The sequence below is a fragment of the Geodermatophilus sp. SYSU D00779 genome (assembly GCF_054050595.1).
Map to the genome: position 1 here is coordinate 88205 of NZ_JBJGZQ010000012.1, position 24159 is coordinate 112363.

Sequence of the window (24159 nt, forward strand, 5' to 3'; positions counted from 1 at the left end):
GGCTCCTGGCACCATCGACCGGCGTGGGCGACGAGCGCGAGGTCCTGACCTACGAGATGTTCGGCACCGCGGCGCGCGAGCTCGCCGAGCACGTCGCCGCCGACGGCTTCGAGCCGGACCTGATCCTCTCCATCGCCCGCGGCGGGCTCTTCCTCGGTGGCGCGCTGGGCTACGCCCTCGACGTCAAGAACCTGTTCGTGATGAACGTGGAGTTCTACACCGGCGTCGACCAGCGGCTCGACCTCCCGGTGGTGCTGCCGCCGACCCTCGACGTCGTCGACCTGACCGGCGCGCGGGTGCTGGTCGCCGACGACGTCGCCGACACCGGCAGGACCCTGGAGCTGGTGCGTGACTTCTGCGCCGGGCACGTGACCGAGGTGCGGACGGCGGTGGTCTACGAGAAGCCGCAGTCGGTCGTGCGCTGCGACTACGTGTGGCGCCGGACCGGCCGCTGGATCGACTTCCCCTGGTCGTCGCAGCCCCCGGTGCGCACGCGCAGCAGCCGCCCGGCGCACTGAGGGGGGACCCCTGCCCGTCGGCGCTGGCCCTCGGGACAGGGGGTCCGGCCTCAGTAGCGGAAGCGCTGCACCGACGCGCTGAGCGCCGAGGCCATCCGGGCCACCTCGTCCACCGCCGTCCGGGCGTCCGTCATGGCCCGGGTCGTGGCGGTCGCGGCGCCGGCCACCGCGGTGATGTTGTCCGCGATCTGCCCGGCCGACTGCGCGGCCTCGGCGACGTTGCGGTTCATCTCCGTGGTGGTCGCGGTCTGCTCCTCGACGGCGGCGGCGATGGTGCCCTGCGAGTCGTTGATCAGGGCGATGATCTGCGCGATCTCCCCGATCGCCCGCACCGCGCCCTCGGTGTCGCCCCGGATCGCCTCGACCCGCGCGGTGATGTCCTGCGTGGCCTCGGCGGTCTCCTGCGCCAGTTCCTTGACCTCGTTGGCGACGACGGCGAAGCCCTTGCCGGCCTCACCGGCGCGGGCGGCCTCGATGGTGGCGTTGAGCGCGAGCAGGTTGGTCTGCTCGGCGATCGCGGTGATGGTCTCGACGACGCTGGCGATCTCCAGCGAGGACTCCCCCAGCTTGGCGACGGTCGCGTTCGTCGCGGCGGCGACCTGCACGGCCTGACCCGCGACCCGGGCCACCTCGCTGGCGTTCTGCGCGATCTCGCGGATCGAGACGCCCATCTCCTCCGACCCGGCGGCAACGGTCTGCACGTTGACCGACACCTGTCCGGCGGCATCGGCGACCACCCCGCTCTGCACCGAGGACTCGTCGGCCAGCCGGGTCATGTCCTGGGCCGTCGCCGAGAGCTCCTCGGTGGCCGAGGCGAGCGTCCCGGTGGTCTCGCCGATCGAGGTCAGGACGGCCCGCACGGTGCCCATCGAGGCCTCCAGCGCGGCGGCCATCCGGCCCACCTCGTCCCTGCTGGTGACGCCGGTGGAGCCGCGCAGGTCGCCGTCGGCCATGGCGGCCAGCACCGCGCCGACGCGGTGCAGCGGCCGCACGACCGAGCGGGTGACCACCCAGCCGAGCAGGGCCAGGACGACCACCCCCACGACCGCGACCACCAGGGCGAGGGTGATGGCGGTGCTGCGCTGGTCGTCCGCGTGCGCGACCGCGTCGTCCGCGAACGCCGCCACGGCGTCCTCGAGCAGCGGCAGCTCGTCCTCCAGCGCCGAGAACGCCTGACCGAAGGCGGGATAGGCCGCCTGCGCGGCCACCGGGTCGCGCCCGGCGGTGGTGACGATCTGCTGGCCGGCGAGGAGGTACGCGTCGACGGTCGGGGTCACCTCCTCGACCGCCGCGACGATCTCCGGGCTCAGGCGGTCCCCGGAGATCTCGGCGAGGAGGTCGCGGAACGCCTGGTCGTGCTCGCCCAGGTCGGTGACCGCACCCCGGTAGAGGTCGCCCTGGCCGCCGCTGACCAGCGCCTGGAGCACGTCGCCGCGGACGGCGTCGTGCACCATGTCGGCCGTCAGCACGTCCCCGGTCACCTCGGCACTGGCCAGCAGCTCACCCGCGGTGGTCTCGGTGCTCTGCAGAGCCCGGATGGCGATCCAGGCGAAGACGGCGAGGACGACGGCGCCGGCAGCGACCAGCGTTCCGAGCTTCACGCCGAGGGGACGGTCGGACCAGGGGTTGCGCGCCATGCCGGCACTCCTGCGGTGAGGGATCGGCGCGCCACGTGGCGCCGTTGCCCCGTGTTCGGCAGGCCGCTGGAGCCGCTACAGCGCAACGGGTCCGACCGAGGATCCTTTCTGGTTCCGGAATGTGGCCGGGCTCACGCCCGGTCGCGCAGCCGGTAGAAGCGGAAGATGTCGTGCTCGATGGGCAGGACGTCGACCCCGGCGAACCCGGCCTCGCGGGCGTAGCGCTCCAGCGTGGCCGGGCGCATCACCGTGCCGGTGGCCGCCGAGGGCCGGGTGGACAGCCCGTCGGGCAGGCAGCAGGTGACGCTGAAGCCGTACATCAGCCGTTCGACCTGGTCGCCCGGCGCGGTGAACCGCTCGGCCACCCGCTCGTCGACGACGAGCACGGTGCCGCCCGGGCGGACCATCCGGCGCATCGCGGCGAGCACCGCCACCGGGTCGGCCAGGTCGTGCACGCACTCGAAGGCGGTGACCAGGTCGTAGCTGCCCTGCTCCCCCGCGGCCGCGGCGTCCACCGTGGTGAAGCGGACCCGGTCGGCGACGCCGGCCTCCTCGGCGTTGCGCCGGGCCTGCTCGACCGAGGGCTCGTCGACGTCGTACCCGTCGACCCGGGCCTGCGGGTAGGCGCGGGCGATGCCGATGGCCGACCAGCCCATGCCACAGCCGACGTCGGCGACCCGGCCGCCGGCCCGCAGCGCGGCGTCGATCTCCGGCACGGAGGCGAGGTCCCGCGTGGCCATGGGGCCGAGGAAGTACGGCCGGTTGCCGGCGGCCTGGGCGCTGCGGGCGTCGCCCATCTCGGCCCAGGAGAGCCCCTCGCCGGTGCGGTAGACCTCGAGCAGCCGCGGCACGTTCCCGCTGAACACCAGTGCCTGCTGCACGAACGGTGGCATGTAGGCCAGGTCGTCGCGGTCGACGAGGACCGGGCGGTGCGCCTCCGGGAGGGTGTAGCGCCGCTCGTCGGGGTCGACTGCCTCGTCGTCCACGGTGAGAAAGCCGGCGACCGCCTGCTGCTCCAGCCACTCGCGGGCGTACCGCGGGGCGGTGCCGGTGCGCTCGGCCAGCTCGGGCGCGGTGGCGGGGGCCTCGGCGAGGGCGCGGTACCAGCCCAGCTCGCTCCCGAGGTGGACCGCGGCCAGTTCCAGGGTGGCGATCACCCCGTCGAACAGCCGCTCGGCCAGGGCGGTGGTGGCGTCGACGGGCGGGGTCTCGGTCGTCGTCATGCCCTCCGACCGTGGCCCGGCTCCGCTCGCCCGGCCAGGGTCGTCGGGCCCGGTGAGCCGGCCCCGTCCAGGGGCTCGCCGCGCGGCCCCGTCCCGGGTCCCGCCCCGAGCTCGCGAGGGGTGGGGAGGACGGGGTCCTCCTAGGGGGCCTGCACGGAGACGGTGACGGTGAAGCGCCGGTCGGACGCGGCGACCTGCGTGGGGCCGACCAGCCGGCGCAGCGCGGCCCGGTGTGGCAGCCGGTTGTTGTAGACGCACCACAGCTCACCGCCGGGCCGCAGCACCCGCCCCGCCGCGGCGAACAGCCGGTCGGCCGCGCCGGTCACCACGGCCGCGCCCAGGTGGAACGGCGGGTTGCAGACGACGAGGTCCACGCTCGCGTCCGGCACGGTCGACGCCGCGTCGTCCCGCACCACCCGGACCCGCTCGGCCGCCCCGTTGGCCGCCGCGGTCTCCGCCGCCGAGGCCACCGCCGCCGCGGACTGGTCGCTGGCCAGCACGCTCAACTCCGGCCGGGCGAGGACGAGCGCAGTGGCCAGGACGCCGGTGCCACAGCCGAGGTCCAACGCCGTCCGGGCGTCGGGGGCCATCCGGGGCAGTGCGGCGAGCAGGGCGCGCGTGCCGGCGTCCACCCTCGTGCCGGCGAAGGCCGCGCCGTGCGCGCAGACGGTGAGCCCCAGGTCGGGGTGCTCCTGCCGGCGCGGGAAGGACGACACCACCCCCGGCCGGGGCCCGCGGGCCACCAGCACCCGCGACTTCTGCCGGGCCAGCGTCGCGCGCACCTCGGTGAACCCGCGGCCCAGGACGTCGTTCATCGCGTGGGCCATGTGCTTGACCCGCCCGCCGACCAGCAGCGTGACGCCGGGCGCGGCGGAGGAGGCCACCACCTCGGTGAGCTCGGCCAGCGCGTCGAGGGACTTCGGCGCCTTGGCCAGCACGAGCCGGACGCCGTCCGCCAGCCCGGGGCCCAGCGGCAGCGAGCGGTACGTGCCCGTGAGTCCGGTGCGCTCGGCGTTGCGGGCCAGGGCCAGCTCGCCGACCAGCAGGTCCTGGTGCACCCGGACGTCGCGGGCGCCAGCGGCGACCGCGCCCAGGGTCAGCGCGCCGTAGGAGTCGTCGACGACGGCGACCGCACCGGGGCCGGCCGCGGCGAGCAGGTCGGCGGCCTCGTCGAGCAGCAGCCGGTCGGTCGCGTCGACGGCGACCAGGTCCGGCGCCTCGACGTCCGGCTCGCGGCGCAGCTGCTCGAGGAGCCCGAGGTCGGCCACGGCACTCCCTCCCCGCGAGGTACTGGAACGGCCGCCCTCCAGGGTCCCGCGGCCCCCTTGTCCGAGGCGTGGGCGGGAAGGGTGGTCCTCCTTCAGACGCCGGACAGGCCCACCGGGCAGGAGACGCCGGTCGAGTGGATCGGGCAGTAGCCGTTGGGGACCTTGTACAGGTACTGCTGGTGGTAGTCCTCGGCGTAGTAGAAGTCGCCGAGCGGCGCGATCTCGGTGGTGATCTCGCCGTAGCCGGCCGCGGTCAGCCGCTGCTGGAAGGCCTCGCGGCTGGCGCGGGCGGCCGCCTCCTGCTCGGGCGAGGCGTAGTAGATGGCCGAGCGGTACTGGGTGCCGACGTCGTTGCCCTGGCGCATGCCCTGCGTCGGGTCGTGGTCCTCCCAGAAGACCTTGAGCAGCTGCTCGTAGGAGGTCACCGCCGGGTCGAAGACGACCAGCACGACCTCGGTGTGGCCGGTCTGCGCCGAGCAGACCTCCTCGTAGGTCGGGTTGGGCGTGTGACCGCCGGCGTAACCGGCCGCGGTCGAGTAGACGCCCGGCTGCTCCCAGAAGACCTTCTCCACGCCCCAGAAGCACCCGGCCCCGAAGACGGCGGTCTGCATGCCGTCGGGGAACGGCGGCTGGATGCGGTTGCCGTTGACCGCGTGCAGCTCCGGGACGTTCGGCAGGGGCGTCGGGCGGCCCGGCAGCGCCTCCTCGGCTGCCACCGGCTGGGTCTTGGTCCGGGAGGAGAACATGCTCCGAGCGTAGGCCGGGTCCGCAACAGACCCGGCGGACCGACCAGGCCCGATGCAGGATCGGGGCATGGCTGCGACGACGCGTGAGTGGCACCTGGCGGCCCGGCCGCACGGCGAGCCGACCCCCGAGGACTTCCGGCTGGTCGAGGTGCCCGTCCCCGAGCCGGCCGAGGGGCAGGTCGTCGTCCGGATGGTCGTGATGTCGGTCGACCCGTACATGCGCGGCCGGATGCGCTCGGGGCCCTCCTACGCGCCCCCGTGGGAGGTCGGCGAGGTGATGAAGGGCGGTGCCGTCGGCCGGGTGGTCGACTCGCGCGCACCCGGGCTGCCGGAGGGCTCGCTGGTCCTCACCGACGCCGCCTGGCGCGAGACCGCCGTCCTCGACGCCGCCGCGGTGACCCGGCTGCCGGCCGAGGAGGACGTGTCGCCGTCCTGGTACCTGGGCGTGCTCGGCATGCCGGGGCTGACCGCCTACGCCGGCCTGTTCCGGGTCGGCGCCTTCCGCGAGGGGGACGACGTGTTCGTCTCCGGGGCCGCCGGCGCGGTGGGCAGCCTGGTCGGCCAGTTCGCGCGGCTGCGCGGGGCCGGCAGCGTCGTCGGCAGCGCCGGCTCGGCGGAGAAGGTCGCCTGGCTGCGGGAGCTGGGCTTCACGGCCGCCTTCAGCTACCGCGACGGGGTCGCGCGGGGGCTGGCCGAGGCGGCGCCCGACGGGATCGACCTGTTCTTCGACAACGTCGGCGGCGAGCACCTGGAGGCCGCGATCGGCGCGCTGCGGGTGCACGGGCGGGCCGCGCTGTGCGGCTCGATCTCCGGCTACAACGCCGTCGAGCCGCCGCCCGGGCCGCGCAACATGGGCCTGATGGTCGGCAAGCGGCTCACCCTGCGCGGCTTCCTCGTCAGCGACCACGCCGACCTGCGCCCGGAGTTCACCGAGACGGTGACCGGCTGGCTGCGCTCGGGCGACCTGGTGGTCCGGGAGACCGTGCACGAGGGCATCGAGCAGGCCGTGCCGGCCTTCCTGGACCTGCTCCGCGGGGGCAACGTCGGGAAGATGGTCGTCCGCCTGGCGCCCGACCCCGACTGAGGTCCCCACCGGCCGAGGGAGGCAGACTGCCGATCATGTGGCTCTTCCTCACCAGCCGGTTGCGCACCTGGCTGCTGCTGACCGTCGTCGTCCCCCTCGCCACCGGGCTGCTGCGCCGGGCCGGGCAGGTGCTCGAGCGGCGCACCGGGTCCACGCCGGTGACGCGGGCGCTGTACCGGGCCGGCGACCTCGGCGACCGCGCCCGCGCGACGCTCCGCGGCGGGCGCCGCCGCCGGTGACGACCAGCGGCGGGCGCCCGGGCCTGGACCACCAGCCGGCCGCGGGGCCGACCCGGGCGCTCGCCCTCTTCTGCCACGGCGGCACCGTGGCCAGCGTCCAACCACCCAAGGAGCGCGCGCTGTCGCTGCTGCGCATGCGCGCCATCGAGCAGTTCGTGCGCGCCTCCGCCGCCGACCGCGGCCTCGACACCTACCTGCTGCGCTACCGGGTCGCCGGCTGGAACGGGGTGGCCGCCGACGCGTACGCCGACGTCCGCTGGGCGCTGGGCGAACTGCGGGCCCGCCACGGGGACGACGTCCCGGTCGTGCTGGTCGGCCACTCGATGGGCGGCCGCGCGGTGCTGCGCGCCGGGGACGACCCCTCGGTCCGGGCGGTCTGCGCGCTCGCGCCGTGGACGCCGCCGGGCGAGCCCGTCGAGCACCTGCGCGGGCAGACCGTCGCGATCCTGCACGGCCGCGGCGACCGGTGGGTGCCGGCCGCGCTCTCGGCCGACTTCGCCGTCCGCGCGGAACGGGCCGGCGTGCGCATCGCGCGGTTCACCATCGCCGGCGGGCACAGCATGGTGCGCAGGGCGCCGGTCTGGCACGCCTTCGCGCGGGACGTCGTCCTCGCCGGGACCGGGCTCGCACCGTGGCGGCCCGAACTGCGCGCGGCCCTGGAGAGCCGGGAGCTCGCCGTCCCCCTCTGACGGGTGGCGCGCCGTTGCGCGCAGGAGGCCCCTTCCGCCCCCCGGACCCGTCCACGTGTGCGCACCGGTGCGCCTGCGTGCCCCTCGCTCAGGAGAACAGCGCGCTGTAGCCGTTGAGCGCGGGCCGCCCGCCGAGGTGGGCGTAGAGCACGGTGGACGACGGGTCGATCTCCCGGCGGCCGACGAGGTCGATGGTCGCGGCCATCGACTTCCCCTCGTACACCGGGTCGGTGACCATGCCCTCGGTGCGGGCGGCGGTCTCCATGGCGCGGATCGTCGTCTCGTCGGGGATGCCGTAGACCCCGGCGGAGTAGCGCTCGTCGAGCTCGACGTCGTCGAGGGTGAGCGGGCGGCGCAGGCCGATCAGCTGCCCGGTGCGCTGGGCGATCCGCAGCACCTGGTCGCGCGTCTCCGCGGGCTCGGCGCTCGCGTCGACGCCGAGGACCCGGCGCGGGCGGGCGCCGTCCTCCTCGAGCTCGGCGAAGCCGGCGACCATGCCGGCCTGCGTCGAGCCGGTGACCGAGCAGACGACGACGGTGTCGAAGAAGACGCCCAGCTCGGCCTCCTGGGCGGCCACCTCCGCCCAGTTGGCGAAGCCCAGGCCGCCGAGCGGGTGGTCGCTGGCGCCGGCCGGGATCGCGTACGGCCCGCCCCCGCGCGCCTCGATCTCGGCGAGCGCGGCCTCCCAGCTCTCCTTGAACCCGATGCCGAACCCGGCCTTGACCAGCCGGACGTCGGCGCCGGCCAGCCGGCTGATCAGGATGTTGCCGACCTCGTCGTAGACGGCGTCGGGCCAGTCGACCCAGCTCTCCTGCACGAGCACGCACCGCAGGCCCACCCGGGCGGCGACCGCGGCCACCTGGCGGGTGTGGTTGCTCTGCACCCCGCCGATCGACACCAGCGTGTCGCAGCCCTGCGCGAGCGCGTCGGCGACCAGGTACTCGAGCTTTCGGGTCTTGTTGCCGCCGAAGGCGATGCCGGAGTTCACGTCCTCGCGCTCGGCCCACACCGCGGCGCCGCCGAGGTGCTCGGTGAGCCGGTCCAGCCGGTGCACCGGGGAGGGGCCGAACAGCAGCGGGTACCGGGGGTGGTCAGGCAGTGCCATCGGGGGTCTCCTCCAGCTCGGACAGCAGCGCCGTCCAGATCGCGGTGGTGGTGGCGACGGCGGCATCGGCGTGGTGGTGCGCACAGGCGGCGATCAGTCGGTCGTGCAGGTCGACGGACTCCGCGCCGTGCGCCGCGGCGAAGCGCCGGCGCTCCAGCCGGCGGACGGCGGGGGTGAGCCGCTCGACGGTCGCGGTGAGCGCGGCGTTCCCGCAGCGGGCCAGGAGCACGCCGTGCAGGTCGTCGTCGGCGGTCAGGGCGGCGTCGACGTCCCCGGCCCGCACCGCGGCGGCGAACCGCTCGTTGGCGGCGCGCATGGCGGCGACGTCGTCCGGGGTCACCGCCGGCACGGCCTCGCGGACGGCGAGCTCGTGCATCGCCCGGACGACGACGGCGGCGTCGCGGACGTCGCGGACCCGCAGCGGCGTCACTCATCCCCGCGGAGATGGCCGGAGGGCTCAGCTGCCGAGATCCGGTGCGGCGTCGTCGGCCAGCCGGCTCCAGATGAGCTCGTCGTGCTTGAGCCCGTCGCCGTACCGGTACGAGCGGCGCAGCCGTCCCTCGAGGGTGAAGCCGGCCTTCTCGGCCACCCGGCCGGAGGCGGTGTTCTCCACGGCGTGGCACAGCTCCACCCGATCCAGCGGCACGGCCGCGAAGGCCCACCGGCAGGCCGCGTCCACCGCCCGGGCGGCGACGGCGCGCCCGCGGGCGGCCGGCACGGTCCAGTAGCCGACCTGCGCGTTGCCCTGCGCGACGGCGACGGAGTGCAGCGACACCGAGCCGAGCAGCGCGCCGCTCGCGGCGTCGGTGACCGCCCAGGAGGCGTGGTCGCCGGCGGTCCAGTCGCCGCGCCGGCGCAGGAAGGCCACGGCGTCGGGGCGGGTCGTGGCCGGCAGCCCGTTCCACAGCCGCATGACCGGGTCCTGCATCGCCGCGACGACGTCGTCGGCGTCGTCCTCCCGCCAGGGCCGCAGGCGCAGCGCGCCGGCGTCGAGCTCGACCGGGTCCACGGGGAGGCATCCTCCCCGGACGCTCAGGCGGGGACGGAGACCCCCACGCCGCCGCGGGTGTCGGCCCCGTAGCGGGCGATCTCGCGGTCGAGGTCCAACGGGGCGGTCATCGGGGCGCCCTCGGTGAGCTCCGGTGTGATGAGCGCGGCCGGGAGCAGCCAGGAGACCTCGAACTCCAGCCCGTCGGGGTCCTGCGCGTAGAGGGCCTTGGTGGTGACGTGGTCCGAGGCCCCGACCAGCGCGCCGGCCTGCAGCAGCGCGTCGCGGACGCGGGCCAGCTCGGCGAGCGTGTCGACCTCCCAGGCCAGGTGGTACAGGCCGACGGTGCGCCGGCCGGCCTCGGAGGCGCCGGCCGCGGCGCCCACCTGGAACAGGCCCAGGTCGTGGTCGTTGGTCGACCCCTCGGCCTGCAGGAACACCGCGGCACCGGGGATCTCGGTCGTCACCCGGAAGCCGAGGACGTCGCGGTAGAAGGCGAGGCTGCGCTGCACGTCCCGGACGTAGAGGACGGCGTGGTTGAGGCGCTGGACGGGCACGGCGGGCTCCTGACGGATCGGGGCGACGTCCTCCAGTGTGCGCGCCGTTGCTTGAGACTTCAAGCATCCATGGCGGCCGATCGGGTAGGGGCTGCCCATGGACCACTCACGCGCCCCCGTCCTCGAGGCACTGCAGGAGTTCCGTCGCCGCGGCGACCTCGTCTACGGCCCGCCCGGCCACAAGCAGGGCCGCGGCGCCGACCCCCGGGTGGTCGAGGTCGTCGGCGAGGGCGTCTTCGCCTCCGACGTCCTCTCGCTCAACGGCCTCGACGACCGGCGGGAGTCGCAGGGGGTCACCACGCAGGCCGAGGACCTCATGGCCGACGCCGTCGACGCCGACAGGGCCTTCCTCTCGACCTGCGGCAGCTCCCTGTCGGTGAAGAGCGCGATGATCTCGGTCGCCGGGCCCGGCGAGAAGTTGCTGGTCAGCCGCAACGCGCACAAGTCGGTGGTCGCCGGGCTGATCATCAGCGGCATCCAGCCGGTGTGGGTGCACCCGCACTTCGACCCGGACCTGCAGCTGGCCCACCCGCCGGAGCCGGAGGACGTGCGCCGGGCGCTGGCGGAGCACCCCGACGCCAAGGGCGTGCTCCTCATCACGCCGACCGACTGGGGCACCTGCGCGGACATCGCCGGGGTCGCCGAGACGTGCCACGCCGCCGACGTGCCGCTGATCGTCGACGAGGCGTGGGGCGCGCACCTGCCCTTCCACCCCGACCTGCCGGCCTGGGGCATGGACGCCGGCGCCGACCTGGTCGTGACCAGCGTGCACAAGATGGGCGGGGCGATCGAGCAGAGCTCGGTCTTCCACCTCAAGGGCGACCGGGTCGACCCGAACGTGCTCAAGGCCCGGGAGGACCTCCTGGGGACGACGAGCTCCTCGTCGCTGGTCTACCTGACGCTGGACGGCTGGCGGCGCCAGATGGTCGAGCACGGCGAGGACCTGCTCGGCCGCGCCCTGGAGCGGGCCGCGCGCATCCGGGCGGCCATCGACGGGATGGACGGGTTGTCGCTGATGGGCCGTGAGGTGGTGCGCCCCGGTGGCGCCTTCGACCTCGATCCACTGGTGTTCACCATCGACGTCCGGCCGCTCGGGATCACCGGCTACCAGGCCGGCGACTGGCTGCGCGCCGAGCGGCACGTCGACGTCGGGTCGGCCGACGCCTGCCGGATCAGCGCGCGGATCACCCACGCCGACGACGACGAGACCGAGAAGGTCCTGCTCGACGCGCTGCAGGGTCTGGTGGACGGCGCCGGGTCGATGGAGCGCCCGCCCCGGGTGGACCTGCCCGAGCCCCGGTCGCTGGAGCTGGAGCAGGTGATGCTGCCCCGCGACGCGTTCTTCGGCCGGGTCGAGCAGGTGCCGGCGGCCGAGGCGGCCGGCCGGATCGCCGCGGAGATGGTGAGCCCCTACCCGCCGGGGGTGCCGGTGCTCGCGCCCGGGGAGCGGATCAGCCAGGAGGCCGTCGACTACCTGACCACCGGGGTGCGGGCGGGGATGCTGGTCCCGGACGCCGCCGACCCGTCGATGCAGACCCTGCGCGTGGTCGCCTGATGACAGCCGAGGGAGCATCGCAGCGAGCGCCAGCGGGCGAGGAGCGGACCGAGGCGCGGGACCAGGCCAGAGTCGTCGTGTGAGCCGGGAGGCGCAGCGGTGACCGAGGACGTCGACGTCGTCGTCCCGGCGCCGCTGCGCTTCCTGCTGCCGGGGCGGGACCGGCACCGGGGCGTCCGGCGGATGCGCTTCGATCCCGACGCCACGGTCGCCCACCTCGTCCAGGCCGCCGGCGTGCCCCTGACCGAGGTGGGCGCGGTGCGGGTGGACGACCGGCCCGTGCCGCTGTCGGCGCGCACCCGTCCCGGCGCCGTCCTCGAGGTCGAGCCGGTCCCCCGCCCGCAGCCGGTGCCGTCCGGCGGCTTCCTGCTCGACGTCGGGCTGGGCACGCTGGCCCGTCGGCTGCGGCTGCTCGGTCTGGACGCCGCCTGGTCCCACGACGCCGAGGACGCCGACCTCGCCGCGCGGGCCGTCGCCGAGGAGCGGGTGCTGCTCACCCAGGACCGCGGCCTGCTGATGCGGCGCGGGGTGCCCGGGGCGCTGGTGCGCGGGAGCCGGCCGGACGACCAGCTGGCCGACGTCCTCGACCGGTTCGCGCCGTCCCTGGCCCCGCTGACCCGGTGCACCGCCTGCGGCGCCCGGCTCGAGGCGGTGCCGAAGGCCGACGTGGCCGACCGGCTGCCACCGGGCACCCGCCGGACCTTCGACGACTTCTCCCGCTGCCCGGCGTGCGGCCGGGTCTACTGGCACGGCGCGCACGCCCGTCGCATCGACGAACTCGTGGCGGCCGCGCGGCGTAGGTGAGGCTCACTTCGGCCCCCGGGGGCCACGGGCTGGCCCCGGTGTGACACCGGCGGGGGGCAGGACAGGAGCGACCGCCCACCGACCTGCACCTGCGAGGCCGCCGTGTACCTGTCGAAGACCGAGGCCGCCGTCCTGCCCACCACGCTGGTCGGCACGCCGAGACGACCTCCCCAGGCCACCGGCCGGCGCCGCATCTGGCCGCTGCTCGGGCCGGCGTTCGTGGCCGCGGTCGCCTACGTGGACCCGGGCAACTTCGCGACCAACTTCTCCGGCGGCGCGGCCTTCGGCTACACGCTGCTGTGGGTGATCGTCGCGGCCAACCTCATGGCGATGCTCATCCAGTCACTGACCGCGAAGCTCGGCCTGGCCACCGGCCGTGACCTGGCCACCAACTGCCGCGAACGGCTGCCCAAGCCGGTCACCCGGGGGCTGTGGCTGCAGGCCGAGGCGGTCGCGATCGCCACCGACCTGGCCGAGATCGTCGGCGGCGCGGTCGCGCTCAACCTGCTGTTCGGCGTCCCGCTGCCCGTCGGCGGGCTGATCACCGCCGTCGTCGCCTTCGTGCTGCTGGCCGCGCAGTCGCGCGGGCACCGGCCGTTCGAGCGGGTGATCACCGGCCTGCTGCTGGTCATCGGGCTGGGCTTCGGCTACACGCTGGTCGGCTCGGGCGTCGACGTGGGCGGGCTGGCCGGCGGCCTGGTGCCCTCGTTCGCCGGTCCGGACAGCCTGGTGCTCGCCGCCGGCATCCTCGGCGCGACGGTGATGCCGCACGTCATCTACGTGCACTCCGCGCTCACCCCGGGCCGCTACGGCGACGTCGTCACCGCCGGGCGCACGGCCGAGGGACGGCGCCGCCTGCTGCGGGCCCAGCGGCTCGACGTGCTGCTGGCCATGGGCCTGGCCGGGCTGGTCAACGCGGCGATGCTGGTCATCGCGGCGCAGCTGTTCACCGGCGGGGGCGACGCCGGCTCGCTGGAGGGCGTGCACGCCGGGCTCGGCGACCAGCTCGGCGCCGGGGCGTCGCTGGCCTTCGCGCTCGCGCTGCTGGCCTCGGGCTTCGCCTCCTCGTCGGTCGGCACGCACGCCGGCCAGGTGGTCATGGCCGGTTTCCTGCGCCGGCACATCCCGGTGCTCGCCCGGCGGCTGATCACCCTCGCCCCGGCGCTGCTGGTGCTGCTGCTCGGCGGCGACCCGACGACCGCGCTGGTCTGGTCCCAGGTGGTGCTCTCTTTCGGCATCCCGTTCGCGCTGGTTCCGCTGCTGTGGCTGACCAGCCGCCGCGACCTGATGGGCGGCTGGGTGAACCGGCGGGTCACGACCGTCGCCGGTGCGGTGGTCGCGGCCCTCATCATCGGGCTCAACGGCCACCTGCTGCTGGGCTTCGTCCTCGGCTGAGGGAGGACCCGGCGTCCGTCCCGCCGTCAGGCGGGCTCCGGGACGCCGCCCGGATCGCCGCCGGGGTCGTCGGGTGTCGGCTCGATCGGCGGGGGCGGGAGGGGCTCCGGCGCGTCGGGGAGCAGCTCCCCCGGGTCGTCGGGCACCGGCTCGGTCGGATCGATGCTCGGGTCCGGCTCGGGGATCGGCGCGACCATGCCGGCAGTCAACCAGCGTCCCGTGAGAGCTGCTGGTTCCACGTGGAACCCGGCGGTCAGGCTCCGCGCCAGGCGGCGTCGAAGAAGCCGACCTCCAGGCGCATCGCCCGCCGGTAGGCCGTCCGCACCGCGGGGACGTCGGAGGCGTGCCGGTCGAGCAGCCGCTCCAGGCCGGCGGCGAGCTCCTCGAAGCCCGGGTCGGCGTAGGTGGTGACCCACTCGGCGTAGTCCCCGGCGCGCTCCGCCGACAGCGACCGGCCCAGGTGCGCGTAGAGCCGCATGCACGGGGTCATCGCGGCGCAGGTGGCGCCGACCCCGCCGAGGGACGCCGTGGCCAGCAGGAAGTCGGTGTAGGCGGTGGTCGCCGGCAGCGGCTCGACGCCGGCCAGGTCGATGCCCCAGCGGGCGGCGTAGCCGGCGTGCAGCCGCAGCTCCTCGCGGACGCCGACGAGCAGGTCGGCGAAGGCGTCGAGGGTGGCCCGGTCGGGGCTGTGCGCGACACCGAGGGCGTAGGCCCGGGCGAAGGACTCGAGGAAGAAGGCGTCCTGCGCGACGTAGCCGGCGAAGCGCTCCCGGGGCAGCGTGCCGTCGCCGATGCCCGCGACGAACGGGTGCGCCAGCGCCGCCGCGGCCAGGTCGGCGTTGGCCGCCCAGAGGTCGGCGGAGAGCGTCACGCCGCCTCCACCGCCATCGCCCAGAAGGCGGTCTCGGCCGCGACCACCTCGGTGAACACCGCGTCGGCATCGGGGGCGGGGACGCCGTCCGCCGCCGCCTCCAGGCCGGCGACGTAGTCGGCGAACCCGGGCTGCGTCCAGTGCTCGACGAAGGCGCGGTACCCCGGAGCCCCGGGCGACGCTCCCGACCACGCGTCGAGGTAGGTGCGCTCGATCGTCCACAGCGCGGTCAGCGCCGTCCCGGCGTCGGCGGCGTCGAGCCGCTCGAGCAGCTCCGCGTAGGCGGCCGTGGCCGGCAGCGCGGGCGCGCCGAGGTCCAGCCCGCGGACGGCGGCCTGCTCCTCGAACCAGCCCAGCTCGTCGACCAGCGCGACCAGCCCACCGGCGAGGACGGCCTGCGCCGGCCGGGGCGCCCGTGCCAGCAGGCGGGCCTGGAAGCGCAGCAGGTCGGCGACGAAGCGCGCGTCCTGGACGAGCCAGGTGTCGAAGGCGGCGACCGGGATCGTCCCGTCGCGCACGGCGTCGAGGAACGGGTGGCGGGTCGCCCCCCGCCAGGCGTCGGGGTGGCGGGGGAGGAGGTCGGCGACCGGCACGGCGGCGACCGTACGCGTCGGGGCTACTGTGGGCACCGCCATGTGCGGGAGCTCGGGCGGACCGGGCTGAGAGGGCGACTCGACGCGTCGCCGACCGCTGGAACCTGACCGGGTAATGCCGGCGTAGGGAGCGACCATGAGCACGTCGGACGACGTCCGCACCAGCGCGCCCACCGCGGACGCGCCCCTCACCCTCGACCAGGCCCCCGCCACCACGCTGGGCCTGCGCGACTCCTTCGGCCTGTGGGCCAACCTCGGCGTCAGCCTGCTGCTGCCGGTCGCCGCGGTGTTCGTCGTCCTCCCGGGCCGGCCGCTGTCGACGACGCTCGGCGCGATCGTCGTCGGCGCCGCGATCGGCGCGGTCCTCCTCGGGCTGGCCGCCGCGGCCGGCGCGCGGGAACGGGTGCCGACGATGGTGCTGCTGCGCGGGCTCCTCGGCCGCCGCGCCTCCGCGCTGCCCACCGCGCTCAACCTCGTGCAGTGCGTCGGCTGGGCGACCTTCGAGATCGTGATCATCGCCGAGGCCGCGTCGCGGGTGCTCGACGCGCCGCGCTGGCCGTTCGTGCTGGTCGCCGGCGCGCTGGCCACCGCGATGGCGCTGCGCCCGCTCGGCGTGGCCCGCGTGCTGGCCCGCTACGCCGTCTGGGCGGCGCTGGCCGCGGTCGTGTACCTCTTCGTCGAGGTGCTCGCCGAGCCGCTGCCGCCGCTGGCGAACGGCGCGGCGACGTCCTTCTGGACGGCGGCGGACATCGTCATCGCCCTGCCGATCTCCTGGTTCCCCCTGGTCGCCGACTACACCCGGCACGCGCGCAGCGGCCGGGCGGCGTTCACCGGGGCCTCGCTCGGCTACGGCCTGGCCACCGTCGTGATGTTCACCCTCGGCGTCCTGGCGCTGGCCGCCTACGGCAGCTCCGGGCTCGACGTCATCGACGCGCTGCTCGCCGTCCCGCTCGGCGCCGTGGCGGTGCTCGTGCTGGTCACCGTCGAGCTCGACGAGGCCTTCGCCAACGTCTACTCCACCGCGATCTCGACCCAGAACCTCGTCGCCCGCGCGGACCGCCGGCTGCTCGCGCTGGCCGTCGGCACCGTCGCGACGCTGCTGGCGCTGACCTTCGACATCGCCGCCTACGAGCCGTTCCTCTTCCTCATCGGCGCGGTGTTCGTCCCGCTGGTCGGCGTCTTCGCCGTCGCCTACTCCACCACCCCGCGCGGCGCCTGGGACACCTCCGACACCGCCCCCGCCCGGCCGCTGCTCCTGCTGCCGTGGCTCGCCGGCTTCGTCGCCTACCAGCTCACCCTCCCGACCCACCTCTCCGGCCCCGGCGCCGGCTGGACGGCGTGGTGGACCGCCCGCCAGGCCGACCTCGGCATCGACCCGGCCAACGGCTGGTCGGCGTCGCTGGTGGGCCTGGGTGTCGCGGTGCTGCTCACCGCGCCGATCTGCCTGCCGGGGTGGCTGCGGCGGCGGAGACTGCCGGCATGAGCGACGTCGCGGTCGCCGGCGGGGGTCTCATCGGGCTGGCCACGGCCTGGCAGGCGGCCCGACGGGGGCTCTCGGTCACCGTCGTCGACGACTCCCCCGGTACCGGCGCGTCGGCCGCCGCGGCCGGGATGCTCGCCCCGGTCACCGAGGCCGGCTACCGCGAGGAGGCGCTGCTGCGGCTGGGCCTGGCCTCGGTCGAGCGCTGGCCGGCCTTCGCCGCGGAGGTCGAGCGGGCCAGCGGCACCCCGGTCGGGCTGCGCACGGCCGGCACGCTCGTCGTCGGCTTCGACGAGGACGACGTCCGCGAGCTCGCCGCGCTGCACGCCTTCCAGCGGGAGCTGGGCCTGGACGCCGAGCGGCTCACCCCGCGGGAGGCCCGCCGTCGCGAGCCCTCGCTGACCCCGCGGGTGCGCGGTGGGCTGCTCGTCGCCGGCGACCACTCCGTCGACGGCCGGGCCCTGCACGCCGCGCTGCTGGTCGCCGCGCTGGACGCCGGGGTGCGCCTGGTGCGCGACCGGGTCACCGAGCTGCGCGTCGTCGGCGGCCGGGCGGCGGGCCTGGAGACGGCGGACGGCGGCACGGTGGCGGCCGGCAGCGTCGTCCTGGCGCTCGGCGCGCACAGCGGCCGCCTGCCCGGGGTCCCGCCGCTGCCGGTGCGCCCGGTGAAGGGCCAGATCCTGCGGCTGGCCGGCGCGGGCGACCTGCTCGAGGGCACGGTGCGCGCGCTGGTCCGCGGCCGGCCCGTCTACCTGGTGCCCTACGCGGGCGACCGGCTCATCGTCGGCGCGACGACCGAGGACCGCGGGTTCGACCCGACCGTCACCGCGGGCGGGGTGCACGACCTGCTGCACGACGCGATCGACGTCGTCCCCGGGATCAGCGAGCTGGAGCTGGTCGAGACGCTGGCCCGGTGGCGCCCCGGCACGCCGGACAACGCCCCGCTCCTGGGCCCCGGCCCGCTGCCGGGCCTGGTGCTGGCCACCGGGCACCACCGCAACGGCGTGCTGCTCACCCCGGTCACCGCCGAGGTGACCGCCGAGCTGCTGGCCACGGGCAGGCTGCCCGAGCTCGCCGCTCCCTTCACCGCCGACCGCTTCGGGAGGTAGCCGTCATGCAGGTCACCGTCAACGGCGAGGACACCGAGCTGGCCGCGGACGCCACCGTCGCCGACCTGGTCGCCGCGCGCAGCGGCGCGCACGACCGGGTCGCGGTGGCGCTGAACGGGGACGTCGTCCCCCGGAGCAGCTGGCCGGCGACGCGCATCTCCCCCGGCGACACCCTCGAGGTGCTCGCCCCGACCGCAGGAGGCTGACGATGCCCTCGCCCACCCGGACCCCGTCCCCCGCACCGCGCCAGGACCTGACCAGCGACGTGGCGCCGGCCCTCGCCTCCGAGGAGGCCACCGACCCGTTCGTGATCGCCGGCGAGACCTTCACCTCCCGGCTGCTGCTCGGCACCGGCGGCGTGCCCGACCTCGAGACCCTCGAGGCGGCGGTGCGGGCCTCGGGCACCCAGCTGGTCACGGTGGCGCTGCGCCGGGTGGAGGCGTCGTCGAGCGCGTCGATGCTCGAGGTGCTCGACCGCTGCGGCGTGCGGCTGCTGCCCAACACCGCCGGCTGCCGCACCGCCCGCGAGGCCGTGCTCACCGCGCGGCTGGCCCGCGAGGCGTTCGGCACGTCCTGGGTGAAGCTCGAGGTGATCGGCGACGAGCACACCCTCCTGCCCGACGCCGTCGAACTGCTCGACGCCGCCGAGCAGCTGGTCGCCGACGACTTCACCGTGCTCGCCTACACCACCGACGACCCCATCCTCGGTCGCCGGCTGGCCGACTCCGGGTGCGCCGCGGTCATGCCGCTGGGCTCGCCGATCGGCAGCGGGCTGGGAATCCGCAACCCGCACAACATCGCGCTGCTACGGGAGGGCGTCGACGTCCCGGTGGTGCTGGACGCCGGCATCGGCACCGCCTCGGACGCCGCGCTGGCGATGGAGCTCGGCTGCGACGCGGTGCTGCTGGCCTCCGCGGTGACCCGCGCGCGCGACCCCGAGCGGATGGCGCTGGCCATGCGGCAGGCGGTCGAGGGTGGCCGGCAGGCGTTGCTCGCCGGCCGGATCCCGCGCCGCTGGCACGCCGAGGCCTCCACCTCCTTCGAGGGCCTGCCGGAGCTGTGACGCTGCCCCGGCTGCTCGTCGTCACCGACCGGACGCAGGCCGCCGGGCCGCTGGCCGAGGTGGTCGCCGCGGCAGTCGCGCACGGGGCGCGGGCAGTGCTCCTGCGTGACAAGGACCTGCCCGCCCCCGAACGGAGGGCGCTGGCCGCGGACCTGCGGGCGGTGCTCGACGCGGTGGGCGGCCTGGTGGTGTGGGGTGGGGCGGCCGGCGCACCGGACGGCGTCCCGGTGCACCTGGCCGCCGCCGACCCGCTCCCCGCGGTGCGGCCGCCGCTGCTGGGCCGCTCCTGCCACTCGGCTGCCGAGCTCGCCCGGGCGGCCGCGGAGGGGTGCGACTGGGTGTTCCTCTCCCCGGTCTTCCCCACCGCCTCCAAACCCGGCTACGGGCCGGCGCTCGGCCTCGACGGGCTGGCCGCGCTGGTCCCGGGCGCGCCGCCGGTGCTCGCCCTGGGCGGGGTCGGCCCGGACGACGTCGCCGGCTGCCGAGCCGCCGGGGCGCACGGCGTCGCGGTCATGGGCCCGGTGATGCGCGACCCGTCCGTCGTCCGGCGGTACCTCACCGCCCTGGCCCCCTGACGCTCAACCCACCGCGGGCCGCTGCCCGGCCACCACGTCGTCCACGACCACCTCGGCCGGCGCCGGCGGCTCACCGGCGCCCTTCCGGCCGGGCAGCACGAGGTTGAGGACGACGGCGACGACGGCCGCGACCACGATGCCCGAGTCGAACAGCGCGCCCCACTCGCCGGTCACCCGGTCGACGGCGTCCGGCGCGGCGGCGATGCCCCGGCCCAGGCCGACCGACAACGCCACGATGAGCAGCGCGCGGGTGTCCAGGCCGTCCTTGCTGAGCAGCTGGATGCCGATCGCGACGACCATGCCGAAGAGCACCAGCACCCCGCCGCCGAGGACCGCGGGCGGGATCGCGGCGAGTACCGCGGCCACCTGCGGCAGCAGCGAGAGGGCGACCAGCACGACCGCGCCCAGGGTGACCACGTGCCGGCTCATCTGCTTGGTGAGGGCGACCAGGCCGATGTTCTGGCTGAACATCGTCGTCGGCAGGGCACCGAGGACGCCGCCGAGGACCGCGCTGCCGCCCTCGGCGAGGATGCCGCCGCGCAGCTCCCGCGCGGTCGCCGGCCGGCCGGCGCCGCCCTCGGTCACCGCGTGCACGGTGCCCACCGAGTCGACCATGTTGACCACCCCGACGACGGCCATCGACAGCACCGCGACCAGCGGGAAGGACACCCCGAACTCGAACGGCGCCGGCACCGCGACCAGCGGCCGGTCGCCGACGCCGGAGAGGTCGAGCAGACCCAGCGGGATCGACACCACGTAGCCGACGGCCACCGCGATCAGCACCGAGGCGCTGCACAGCAGCCCGCGGCAGAACTGGTTGAGGACCACCGTGAGCACCAGCACGAGGCCGGCGACGGCCAGGTTGACCGGCGCGCCGAAGTCCGGGGAGCCGACGCCGCCGGCGGCCAGGTTGACGCCGCTGGGCAGCAGCCCCAGGCCGATGACCAGGATGATCGTCCCGGTCACCACCGGCGGGAACAGCCCGGCGACGCGGTGGATGCCCAGCGCGATGGCGACCTGGACCGCGGCGGTGACCAGCACCCCGCCGAGGACGGCGTCGAGACCGTGGTCCCCGGCCAGCGGGACGGCGACGGCGATGAACGCGAAGCCCGAGCCCATCATCAGGGGCAGCCGGCTGCCGACCGGGCCGATGCCGACGGTCTGCAGCAGCGTGGCCAGCCCCGCGCACAGCAGGGCCGCCTGCACCAGCAGCACCGCCTCGCCGGTCGTCGCGCCGATGACCCCGGCCAGCAGGATCGCCGGGGTGAGGTTCGAGGTGAACATCGCCAGCACGTGCTGCAGACCCAGCGGCACCGCCTCGTTCCACGGCGGCCGGGCGTTCGGGTCGGTGCGGTCGTACGTCCGGGCGCTCGCCGGCCGGGTGGTCGCCATCGCAGCACTCCTCACGGTGGGGTCGCTTCCCGGAGCAGGCTCGCCGCCCGGTGTTCCACCGCGGTGTCGCCGCGGTTGCGATCCGCTGAGCGGCCTCATCGCGCCGCCGCGGCACACCGCCTGCACTGGCCACCGTGTGACAGCTGTCCCACGATGTTTGAGACCGCCCGCGCTGACCCATACGCAGGTGTTCGACTCGCTCGCGAGCCGAAGGTCGGTCGCGCCCATCGGGCGACGGCCAGGGGGCGCCTCCGGGCGGGACGAGCACGTGAGGGGACCACGGCGTGACAGGCGAGACGGTCCGACAGCTGTGGCCGTCCGCACGACCGCCCGCGGCTCCGGAGTACTTCGCCTGGGACCTCGGAAGCGTCGCCGAGCTGCCCGTCGTCCGCGCCGAGGTGCGGGCCCACCTCGACGGCCCGCACCAGGCCGACCTGCGTGACCGGCTGGTCCTGGCCCTGGACGAGTTGGCCTCCAACGCACTGCGGCACGGCGGCGGCCGGGTCCGCGCCACGGTGCGCCCGCTGGCGAACGCCTGGCTGATCGAGGTCCGCGACGGCGCGCCGGGCACCCCGCCCGCCCCTGCCGTGAACCGCGACCCCAGCGAGGGCGGGCTCGGGCTCTACCTCATCGCCGAGCTGGCCACCGACCACGGCTGGTACGTCACCGCCGGCGCCAAGCACGTCTGGGCCGTGCTGGCGCCCTGAGGGAGGGCCCCTCCTCCCCGCCCCTCGCCCGCTCGGGGCGGGACCCGAGACGGGGCCGGAGCCTCGGGACGGGCCGGCGGTGGGACCCCCTCCGGATCGCGCCGGGGTGCGCCGACCGGTAGGACAGGAGGCGGGACGCCGGCCCCGTGCGTCCGTCCCGTTCCGGACGACGCAGACGAGGACCGCACGTGAGCGCCCCGACCCTCGACACCGACCCGTGGCTGGTGCGCGAGCCGCACGTCGATCCCGGGACGCTCGGCGTCGCCGAGTCGCTCTTCGGTCTCGCGAACGGCTACGTCGGGATCCGGGGGACGCTCGACGAGGTCGAGCCCTTCGGCATGCGCGGCACCTACCTCTCCGGGGTCTACGAGACACACCCGCTGTCCTATCCCGAGGGCGGGTTCGGGCAGCCCGGGGAGGGGCAGGCGATGCTCACCGTCGCCGACGGCACGCCGCTGCGCCTGCTGGTCGACGGGGTCCCGCTCGACCTGCGCGAGTTCGAGCTGGACGTCCACGAGCGCACGCTGGACCTGCGCGCCGGCACGCTGGACCGCCGCGTGCGCTGGACGACGCCGTCGGGCACGTCGGTGGAGGTGTCCTCGCGGCGGCTCGTCTCCCTGGTCGAGCGGGCGGTCTGCGCGGTGCGGTACGAGGTCCGCGTCCTGGACGGGCCTGCGCACGTCGTCGTCCGGTCCGAGCTGGCCGCCGGCGAGGTCACGCCCGCGGGCGTGGACAACGACGACCCGCGCGTCGCGGAGTGCCTGGACGAGGCCTTCGAGCCGCGCGCCCAGATCGGCAACGCGAGCGGGGGCGCCCTCGTGGAACGGACCCGCCGATCGGGCATCACGGTGGCGGCCACGGTCGGTCACGAGGTCGACGGCGGGCGGGTGAGCACACACGTCGACGAGCAGCACGTCGTCACCACGGTCGCCGCCGACCTGGTCCCGGGGCAGGGCCTCACGGTCGTCAAGGTCGTCGGGTACAGCTGGTCGCACGACGCCGGGTCCGACTCCGTCCTCGCCGAGGCGTCGGCGGCCGTGAGCTCCGCCTTCGACCTCGGGTGGGAGGGTCTGCTCGCCGGTCAGCGTGCCGCGCTCGACGAGCTGTGGGCGACGGCGGACGTCGAGGTCGACGGCGACCCCGAGCTGCAGCAGGCGCTGCGCTACACCGTCTTCCAGCTGTTCTGCTCCGCCGCCTGCATCTCGGGTGCCCCCGTCGGCGCGAAGGGGCTGACCGGGATCGGGTACAGCGGCCACACCTTCTGGGACGTCGAGGGGTTCGTCGTGCCCGCCCTCACGCTGCTGCGCCCGGACGCGGCGGCACGGCTGCTGCGGTGGCGCGCCGCCACGCTCGACCTCGCGCGGGAGCGGGCCCGGACGCTCGGGCTGGCGGGCGCGTGCTTCGCGTGGCGCACGATCAGCGGCCGCGAGGTCTCCGCGTACTGGCCGGCGAGCACGGCCGCGATGCACGTCAACGCCGACATCGCCCGCGCCTTCTGGCTGTACCAGAACGTCACCGGCAGGGACCTCGACTCCCTCGGGGGTCTCGCGGTGCTCGTCGAGACGGCGCGGTCGTGGGTCTCGGCCGGGCACGAGGACGCGGCCGGCGCCTGGCACCTGTACGGCATGACCGGGCCGGACGAGTACACCGGGGTCGTCGACGACAACGTCTTCACCAACCTCATGGCCCGGCGCAACCTCCGGTGGGCCGCCGATGCGTGCGAGGGGCTGCCGGAGCGCGCGTCGGAGCTGGGCGTGGACGACGCCGAGACCGCCGCCTGGCGGTCCGCGGCGGAGGCCGTGCACGTCCCGTGGGACGAGCGCCTGCGCGTGCACCCGATGAACGCCAACTTCACGACCTACCGGGAGTGGCCCTTCGAGGACGAGCGCGACCACTACCCGGTGCAGGAGCACCACCACTACGCCGACTTCTACCGGCGGCAGGTGCTGAAGCAGGCCGACCTGGTCCAGGCGCTGTGGTGGTGCCGCGACGAGTTCACGGCGGAGGAGGTGGCGCGCGACGTCGACTACTACGAGGCGCGCACCGTCCGGGACTCATCGCTCTCGGCCGCCGTCCAGGCCGTCGTGTGCGCCCAGGCCCAGCACCCCGACCTCGCCCTGCGCTACCTGCGGGAGGCGGCCCTCGTGGACCTGCGCGACGTCCGGGGCGACACCTCGAACGGCCTGCACCTGGCCGCCGTGGGCGGGGCGTGGCTGGCGTTCGTCGCCGGTCTCGGCGGGCTGCGGGAGGACCACGAGGACCTCGAGCTGGCGCCGCTGCTGCCGTCGTCGCTCTCGCGCACCGCCTACTCCGTCACCTGGCGCGGCCGGCTGCTGCGTGTGGAGACGACGTGGGAGGGCACCACGGTCACGCTCGTGCGCGGCGAGGAGCCGGTGACCGTCGTCGTGGACGGCGCCCGGCTGTCGGTCACGGCCACCGCCCCCGTCTCCGTGCCGCTCCGTGCCCCCAGCCCGTTGCTCGACGAGCCGAGGCAGCCGGTCGGCCGCGAACCACGCACGTGAGGGCCTGCCTCGACCACAGCGCTCCCCCGGCCCCGGACC

General features: G+C 75.7%; 26 protein-coding genes and 1 riboswitch. Of the genes, 14 read left to right on the forward strand and 12 right to left on the reverse strand.

The window, feature by feature from the left end; genetic code table 11:
- Positions 1–23: 23 nt before the first annotated feature.
- Positions 24–518, forward strand: a complete 495-nt coding sequence (locus tag ACI79G_RS11625) for a phosphoribosyltransferase (RefSeq protein ID WP_456881283.1) — start codon at positions 24–26, stop codon at positions 516–518.
- Positions 519–568: 50 nt separating this feature from the next.
- On the opposite strand, the gene ACI79G_RS11630 is transcribed toward ACI79G_RS11625, so the two are convergent.
- From ACI79G_RS11630 to msrA, 4 genes are all read right to left on the reverse strand, one after another.
- Positions 569–2155 carry a methyl-accepting chemotaxis protein gene (locus tag ACI79G_RS11630; protein WP_456881284.1) on the reverse strand — a complete coding sequence of 529 codons (1587 nt, stop codon included), beginning with the start codon at positions 2153–2155 and terminating at the stop codon, positions 569–571.
- Between the two features lie 131 nt (positions 2156–2286).
- Positions 2287–3378 carry a class I SAM-dependent methyltransferase gene (locus tag ACI79G_RS11635; protein ID WP_456881285.1) on the reverse strand — a complete coding sequence of 364 codons (1092 nt, stop codon included), beginning with the start codon at positions 3376–3378 and terminating at the stop codon, positions 2287–2289.
- 140 nt (positions 3379–3518) lie between these two features.
- A complete protein-coding gene (locus tag ACI79G_RS11640) occupies positions 3519–4646 on the reverse strand; it encodes a class I SAM-dependent methyltransferase (protein WP_456881286.1) in 1128 nt (375 codons plus the stop codon).
- Between the two features lie 92 nt (positions 4647–4738).
- The gene (msrA, locus tag ACI79G_RS11645) at positions 4739–5392 is read right to left on the reverse strand and encodes a peptide-methionine (S)-S-oxide reductase MsrA (RefSeq protein WP_456881287.1); all 654 of its coding nucleotides are present in this window, start codon (positions 5390–5392) and stop codon (positions 4739–4741) included.
- Between the two features lie 67 nt (positions 5393–5459).
- Between msrA and ACI79G_RS11650 the strand changes: the two genes are divergently transcribed.
- From ACI79G_RS11650 to ACI79G_RS11660, 3 genes are read left to right on the forward strand one after another with little or no spacing between them, the layout of a single operon-like run.
- On the forward strand, positions 5460–6476 hold the full coding sequence (locus tag ACI79G_RS11650) for an NADP-dependent oxidoreductase (protein ID WP_456881288.1): 1017 nt from the start codon (positions 5460–5462) through the stop codon (positions 6474–6476).
- Positions 6477–6511: 35 nt separating this feature from the next.
- Positions 6512–6715, forward strand: a complete 204-nt coding sequence (locus ACI79G_RS11655) for a hypothetical protein (protein WP_091221241.1) — start codon at positions 6512–6514, stop codon at positions 6713–6715.
- The gene (locus tag ACI79G_RS11660) at positions 6712–7404 is read left to right on the forward strand and encodes an alpha/beta hydrolase (RefSeq protein WP_456881289.1); all 693 of its coding nucleotides are present in this window, start codon (positions 6712–6714) and stop codon (positions 7402–7404) included. The genes ACI79G_RS11655 and ACI79G_RS11660 overlap by 4 nt, the downstream gene beginning before the upstream one ends.
- Positions 7405–7492: 88 nt before the next feature.
- On the opposite strand, the gene ACI79G_RS11665 is transcribed toward ACI79G_RS11660, so the two are convergent.
- The 4 genes from ACI79G_RS11665 to ACI79G_RS11680 are packed head-to-tail and all read right to left on the reverse strand — an operon-like array spanning position 7493 to position 10054.
- Positions 7493–8509, reverse strand: a complete 1017-nt coding sequence (locus tag ACI79G_RS11665; RefSeq protein WP_456881290.1) for a 1-aminocyclopropane-1-carboxylate deaminase — start codon at positions 8507–8509, stop codon at positions 7493–7495.
- On the reverse strand, positions 8496–8939 hold the full coding sequence (locus ACI79G_RS11670; RefSeq protein WP_456881291.1) for an FCD domain-containing protein: 444 nt from the start codon (positions 8937–8939) through the stop codon (positions 8496–8498). The genes ACI79G_RS11665 and ACI79G_RS11670 overlap by 14 nt, the downstream gene beginning before the upstream one ends.
- 27 nt (positions 8940–8966) lie before the next feature.
- Positions 8967–9518 carry a GNAT family N-acetyltransferase gene (locus ACI79G_RS11675; protein WP_456881292.1) on the reverse strand — a complete coding sequence of 184 codons (552 nt, stop codon included), beginning with the start codon at positions 9516–9518 and terminating at the stop codon, positions 8967–8969.
- Between the two features lie 23 nt (positions 9519–9541).
- Positions 9542–10054 (reverse strand): VOC family protein, encoded by a 513-nt coding sequence (locus ACI79G_RS11680; protein WP_456881293.1) that lies wholly within the window; start codon positions 10052–10054, stop codon positions 9542–9544.
- 97 nt (positions 10055–10151) lie between these two features.
- Between ACI79G_RS11680 and ACI79G_RS11685 the strand changes: the two genes are divergently transcribed.
- From ACI79G_RS11685 to ACI79G_RS11695, 3 genes are all read left to right on the forward strand, one after another.
- Positions 10152–11609 carry an aminotransferase class I/II-fold pyridoxal phosphate-dependent enzyme gene (locus ACI79G_RS11685; protein WP_456881294.1) on the forward strand — a complete coding sequence of 486 codons (1458 nt, stop codon included), beginning with the start codon at positions 10152–10154 and terminating at the stop codon, positions 11607–11609.
- A 99-nt stretch (positions 11610–11708) separates the two neighbouring features.
- Complete coding sequence (locus tag ACI79G_RS11690; protein WP_456881295.1) at positions 11709–12413, forward strand: Mut7-C RNAse domain-containing protein; 705 nt, start codon at positions 11709–11711, stop codon at positions 12411–12413.
- Positions 12414–12515: 102 nt separating this feature from the next.
- Complete coding sequence (locus ACI79G_RS11695; protein ID WP_456881296.1) at positions 12516–13808, forward strand: Nramp family divalent metal transporter; 1293 nt, start codon at positions 12516–12518, stop codon at positions 13806–13808.
- Between the two features lie 26 nt (positions 13809–13834).
- On the opposite strand, the gene ACI79G_RS11700 is transcribed toward ACI79G_RS11695, so the two are convergent.
- The 3 genes from ACI79G_RS11700 to ACI79G_RS11710 are packed head-to-tail and all read right to left on the reverse strand — an operon-like array spanning position 13835 to position 15272.
- Positions 13835–14005 (reverse strand): hypothetical protein, encoded by a 171-nt coding sequence (locus ACI79G_RS11700; protein ID WP_456881297.1) that lies wholly within the window; start codon positions 14003–14005, stop codon positions 13835–13837.
- Between the two features lie 56 nt (positions 14006–14061).
- Positions 14062–14679: a TenA family protein gene (locus ACI79G_RS11705; RefSeq protein WP_456881298.1), complete on the reverse strand. Its 618-nt coding sequence runs from the start codon at positions 14677–14679 to the stop codon at positions 14062–14064.
- On the reverse strand, positions 14676–15272 hold the full coding sequence (locus ACI79G_RS11710) for a thiaminase II/PqqC family protein (protein WP_456881299.1): 597 nt from the start codon (positions 15270–15272) through the stop codon (positions 14676–14678). The genes ACI79G_RS11705 and ACI79G_RS11710 overlap by 4 nt, the downstream gene beginning before the upstream one ends.
- Before the next feature lie 34 nt (positions 15273–15306).
- Positions 15307–15419: riboswitch (TPP riboswitch) on the forward strand.
- Between ACI79G_RS11710 and ACI79G_RS11715 the strand changes: the two genes are divergently transcribed.
- The 5 genes from ACI79G_RS11715 to ACI79G_RS11735 all read left to right on the forward strand — a co-directional run bounded on the left by ACI79G_RS11715 (position 15409) and on the right by ACI79G_RS11735 (position 19499).
- Positions 15409–16755 (forward strand): purine-cytosine permease family protein, encoded by a 1347-nt coding sequence (locus tag ACI79G_RS11715; RefSeq protein WP_456881300.1) that lies wholly within the window; start codon positions 15409–15411, stop codon positions 16753–16755. Its footprint overlaps the riboswitch before it by 11 nt.
- Positions 16752–17861 carry a glycine oxidase ThiO gene (gene thiO / locus ACI79G_RS11720; RefSeq protein ID WP_456881301.1) on the forward strand — a complete coding sequence of 370 codons (1110 nt, stop codon included), beginning with the start codon at positions 16752–16754 and terminating at the stop codon, positions 17859–17861. Before ACI79G_RS11715 ends, thiO begins: the two co-directional genes overlap by 4 nt.
- A 5-nt stretch (positions 17862–17866) precedes the next feature.
- Positions 17867–18067: a sulfur carrier protein ThiS gene (thiS, locus tag ACI79G_RS11725; protein WP_456881302.1), complete on the forward strand. Its 201-nt coding sequence runs from the start codon at positions 17867–17869 to the stop codon at positions 18065–18067.
- A 2-nt stretch (positions 18068–18069) separates the two neighbouring features.
- Positions 18070–18924 (forward strand): thiazole synthase, encoded by an 855-nt coding sequence (locus ACI79G_RS11730; protein ID WP_456881303.1) that lies wholly within the window; start codon positions 18070–18072, stop codon positions 18922–18924.
- Positions 18921–19499, forward strand: a complete 579-nt coding sequence (locus ACI79G_RS11735; protein WP_456881304.1) for a thiamine phosphate synthase — start codon at positions 18921–18923, stop codon at positions 19497–19499. Before ACI79G_RS11730 ends, ACI79G_RS11735 begins: the two co-directional genes overlap by 4 nt.
- Before the next feature lie 3 nt (positions 19500–19502).
- Here the strand turns inward: ACI79G_RS11735 and ACI79G_RS11740 are convergent, their stop codons facing one another.
- Positions 19503–20891 (reverse strand): uracil-xanthine permease family protein, encoded by a 1389-nt coding sequence (locus ACI79G_RS11740; protein WP_456881305.1) that lies wholly within the window; start codon positions 20889–20891, stop codon positions 19503–19505.
- A 284-nt stretch (positions 20892–21175) separates the two neighbouring features.
- Here ACI79G_RS11740 and ACI79G_RS11745 point away from each other — a divergent pair, with 284 nt between their 5' ends.
- Together ACI79G_RS11745 and ACI79G_RS11750 are read left to right on the forward strand one after the other, a co-directional pair.
- Positions 21176–21598, forward strand: coding sequence for an ATP-binding protein (locus ACI79G_RS11745; RefSeq protein WP_456881306.1), 423 nt, complete (start codon positions 21176–21178; stop codon positions 21596–21598).
- A 188-nt stretch (positions 21599–21786) separates the two neighbouring features.
- Positions 21787–24120 carry a glycoside hydrolase family 65 protein gene (locus ACI79G_RS11750; RefSeq protein ID WP_456881307.1) on the forward strand — a complete coding sequence of 778 codons (2334 nt, stop codon included), beginning with the start codon at positions 21787–21789 and terminating at the stop codon, positions 24118–24120.
- Positions 24121–24159: the final 39 nt, after the last annotated feature.

Bases quoted from the DNA above. Each gene is read 5' to 3' on its own strand.
- ACI79G_RS11630 (WP_456881284.1), bottom strand. From the start codon at position 2,155: ATGGCGCGCAACCCCTGGTCCGACCGTCCCCTCGGCGTGAAGCTCGGA.
- ACI79G_RS11635 (WP_456881285.1), bottom strand. From the start codon at position 3,378: ATGACGACGACCGAGACCCCGCCCGTCGACGCCACCACCGCCCTGGCC.
- msrA (WP_456881287.1), bottom strand. From the start codon at position 5,392: ATGTTCTCCTCCCGGACCAAGACCCAGCCGGTGGCAGCCGAGGAGGCG.
- ACI79G_RS11650 (WP_456881288.1), top strand. From the start codon at position 5,460: ATGGCTGCGACGACGCGTGAGTGGCACCTGGCGGCCCGGCCGCACGGC.
- ACI79G_RS11655 (WP_091221241.1), top strand. From the start codon at position 6,512: ATGTGGCTCTTCCTCACCAGCCGGTTGCGCACCTGGCTGCTGCTGACC.
- ACI79G_RS11665 (WP_456881290.1), bottom strand. From the start codon at position 8,509: ATGGCACTGCCTGACCACCCCCGGTACCCGCTGCTGTTCGGCCCCTCC.
- ACI79G_RS11685 (WP_456881294.1), top strand. From the start codon at position 10,152: ATGGACCACTCACGCGCCCCCGTCCTCGAGGCACTGCAGGAGTTCCGT.
- ACI79G_RS11700 (WP_456881297.1), bottom strand. From the start codon at position 14,005: ATGGTCGCGCCGATCCCCGAGCCGGACCCGAGCATCGATCCGACCGAG.
- ACI79G_RS11715 (WP_456881300.1), top strand. From the start codon at position 15,409: ATGAGCACGTCGGACGACGTCCGCACCAGCGCGCCCACCGCGGACGCG.
- thiO (WP_456881301.1), top strand. From the start codon at position 16,752: ATGAGCGACGTCGCGGTCGCCGGCGGGGGTCTCATCGGGCTGGCCACG.
- thiS (WP_456881302.1), top strand. From the start codon at position 17,867: ATGCAGGTCACCGTCAACGGCGAGGACACCGAGCTGGCCGCGGACGCC.
- ACI79G_RS11730 (WP_456881303.1), top strand. From the start codon at position 18,070: ATGCCCTCGCCCACCCGGACCCCGTCCCCCGCACCGCGCCAGGACCTG.
- ACI79G_RS11740 (WP_456881305.1), bottom strand. From the start codon at position 20,891: ATGGCGACCACCCGGCCGGCGAGCGCCCGGACGTACGACCGCACCGAC.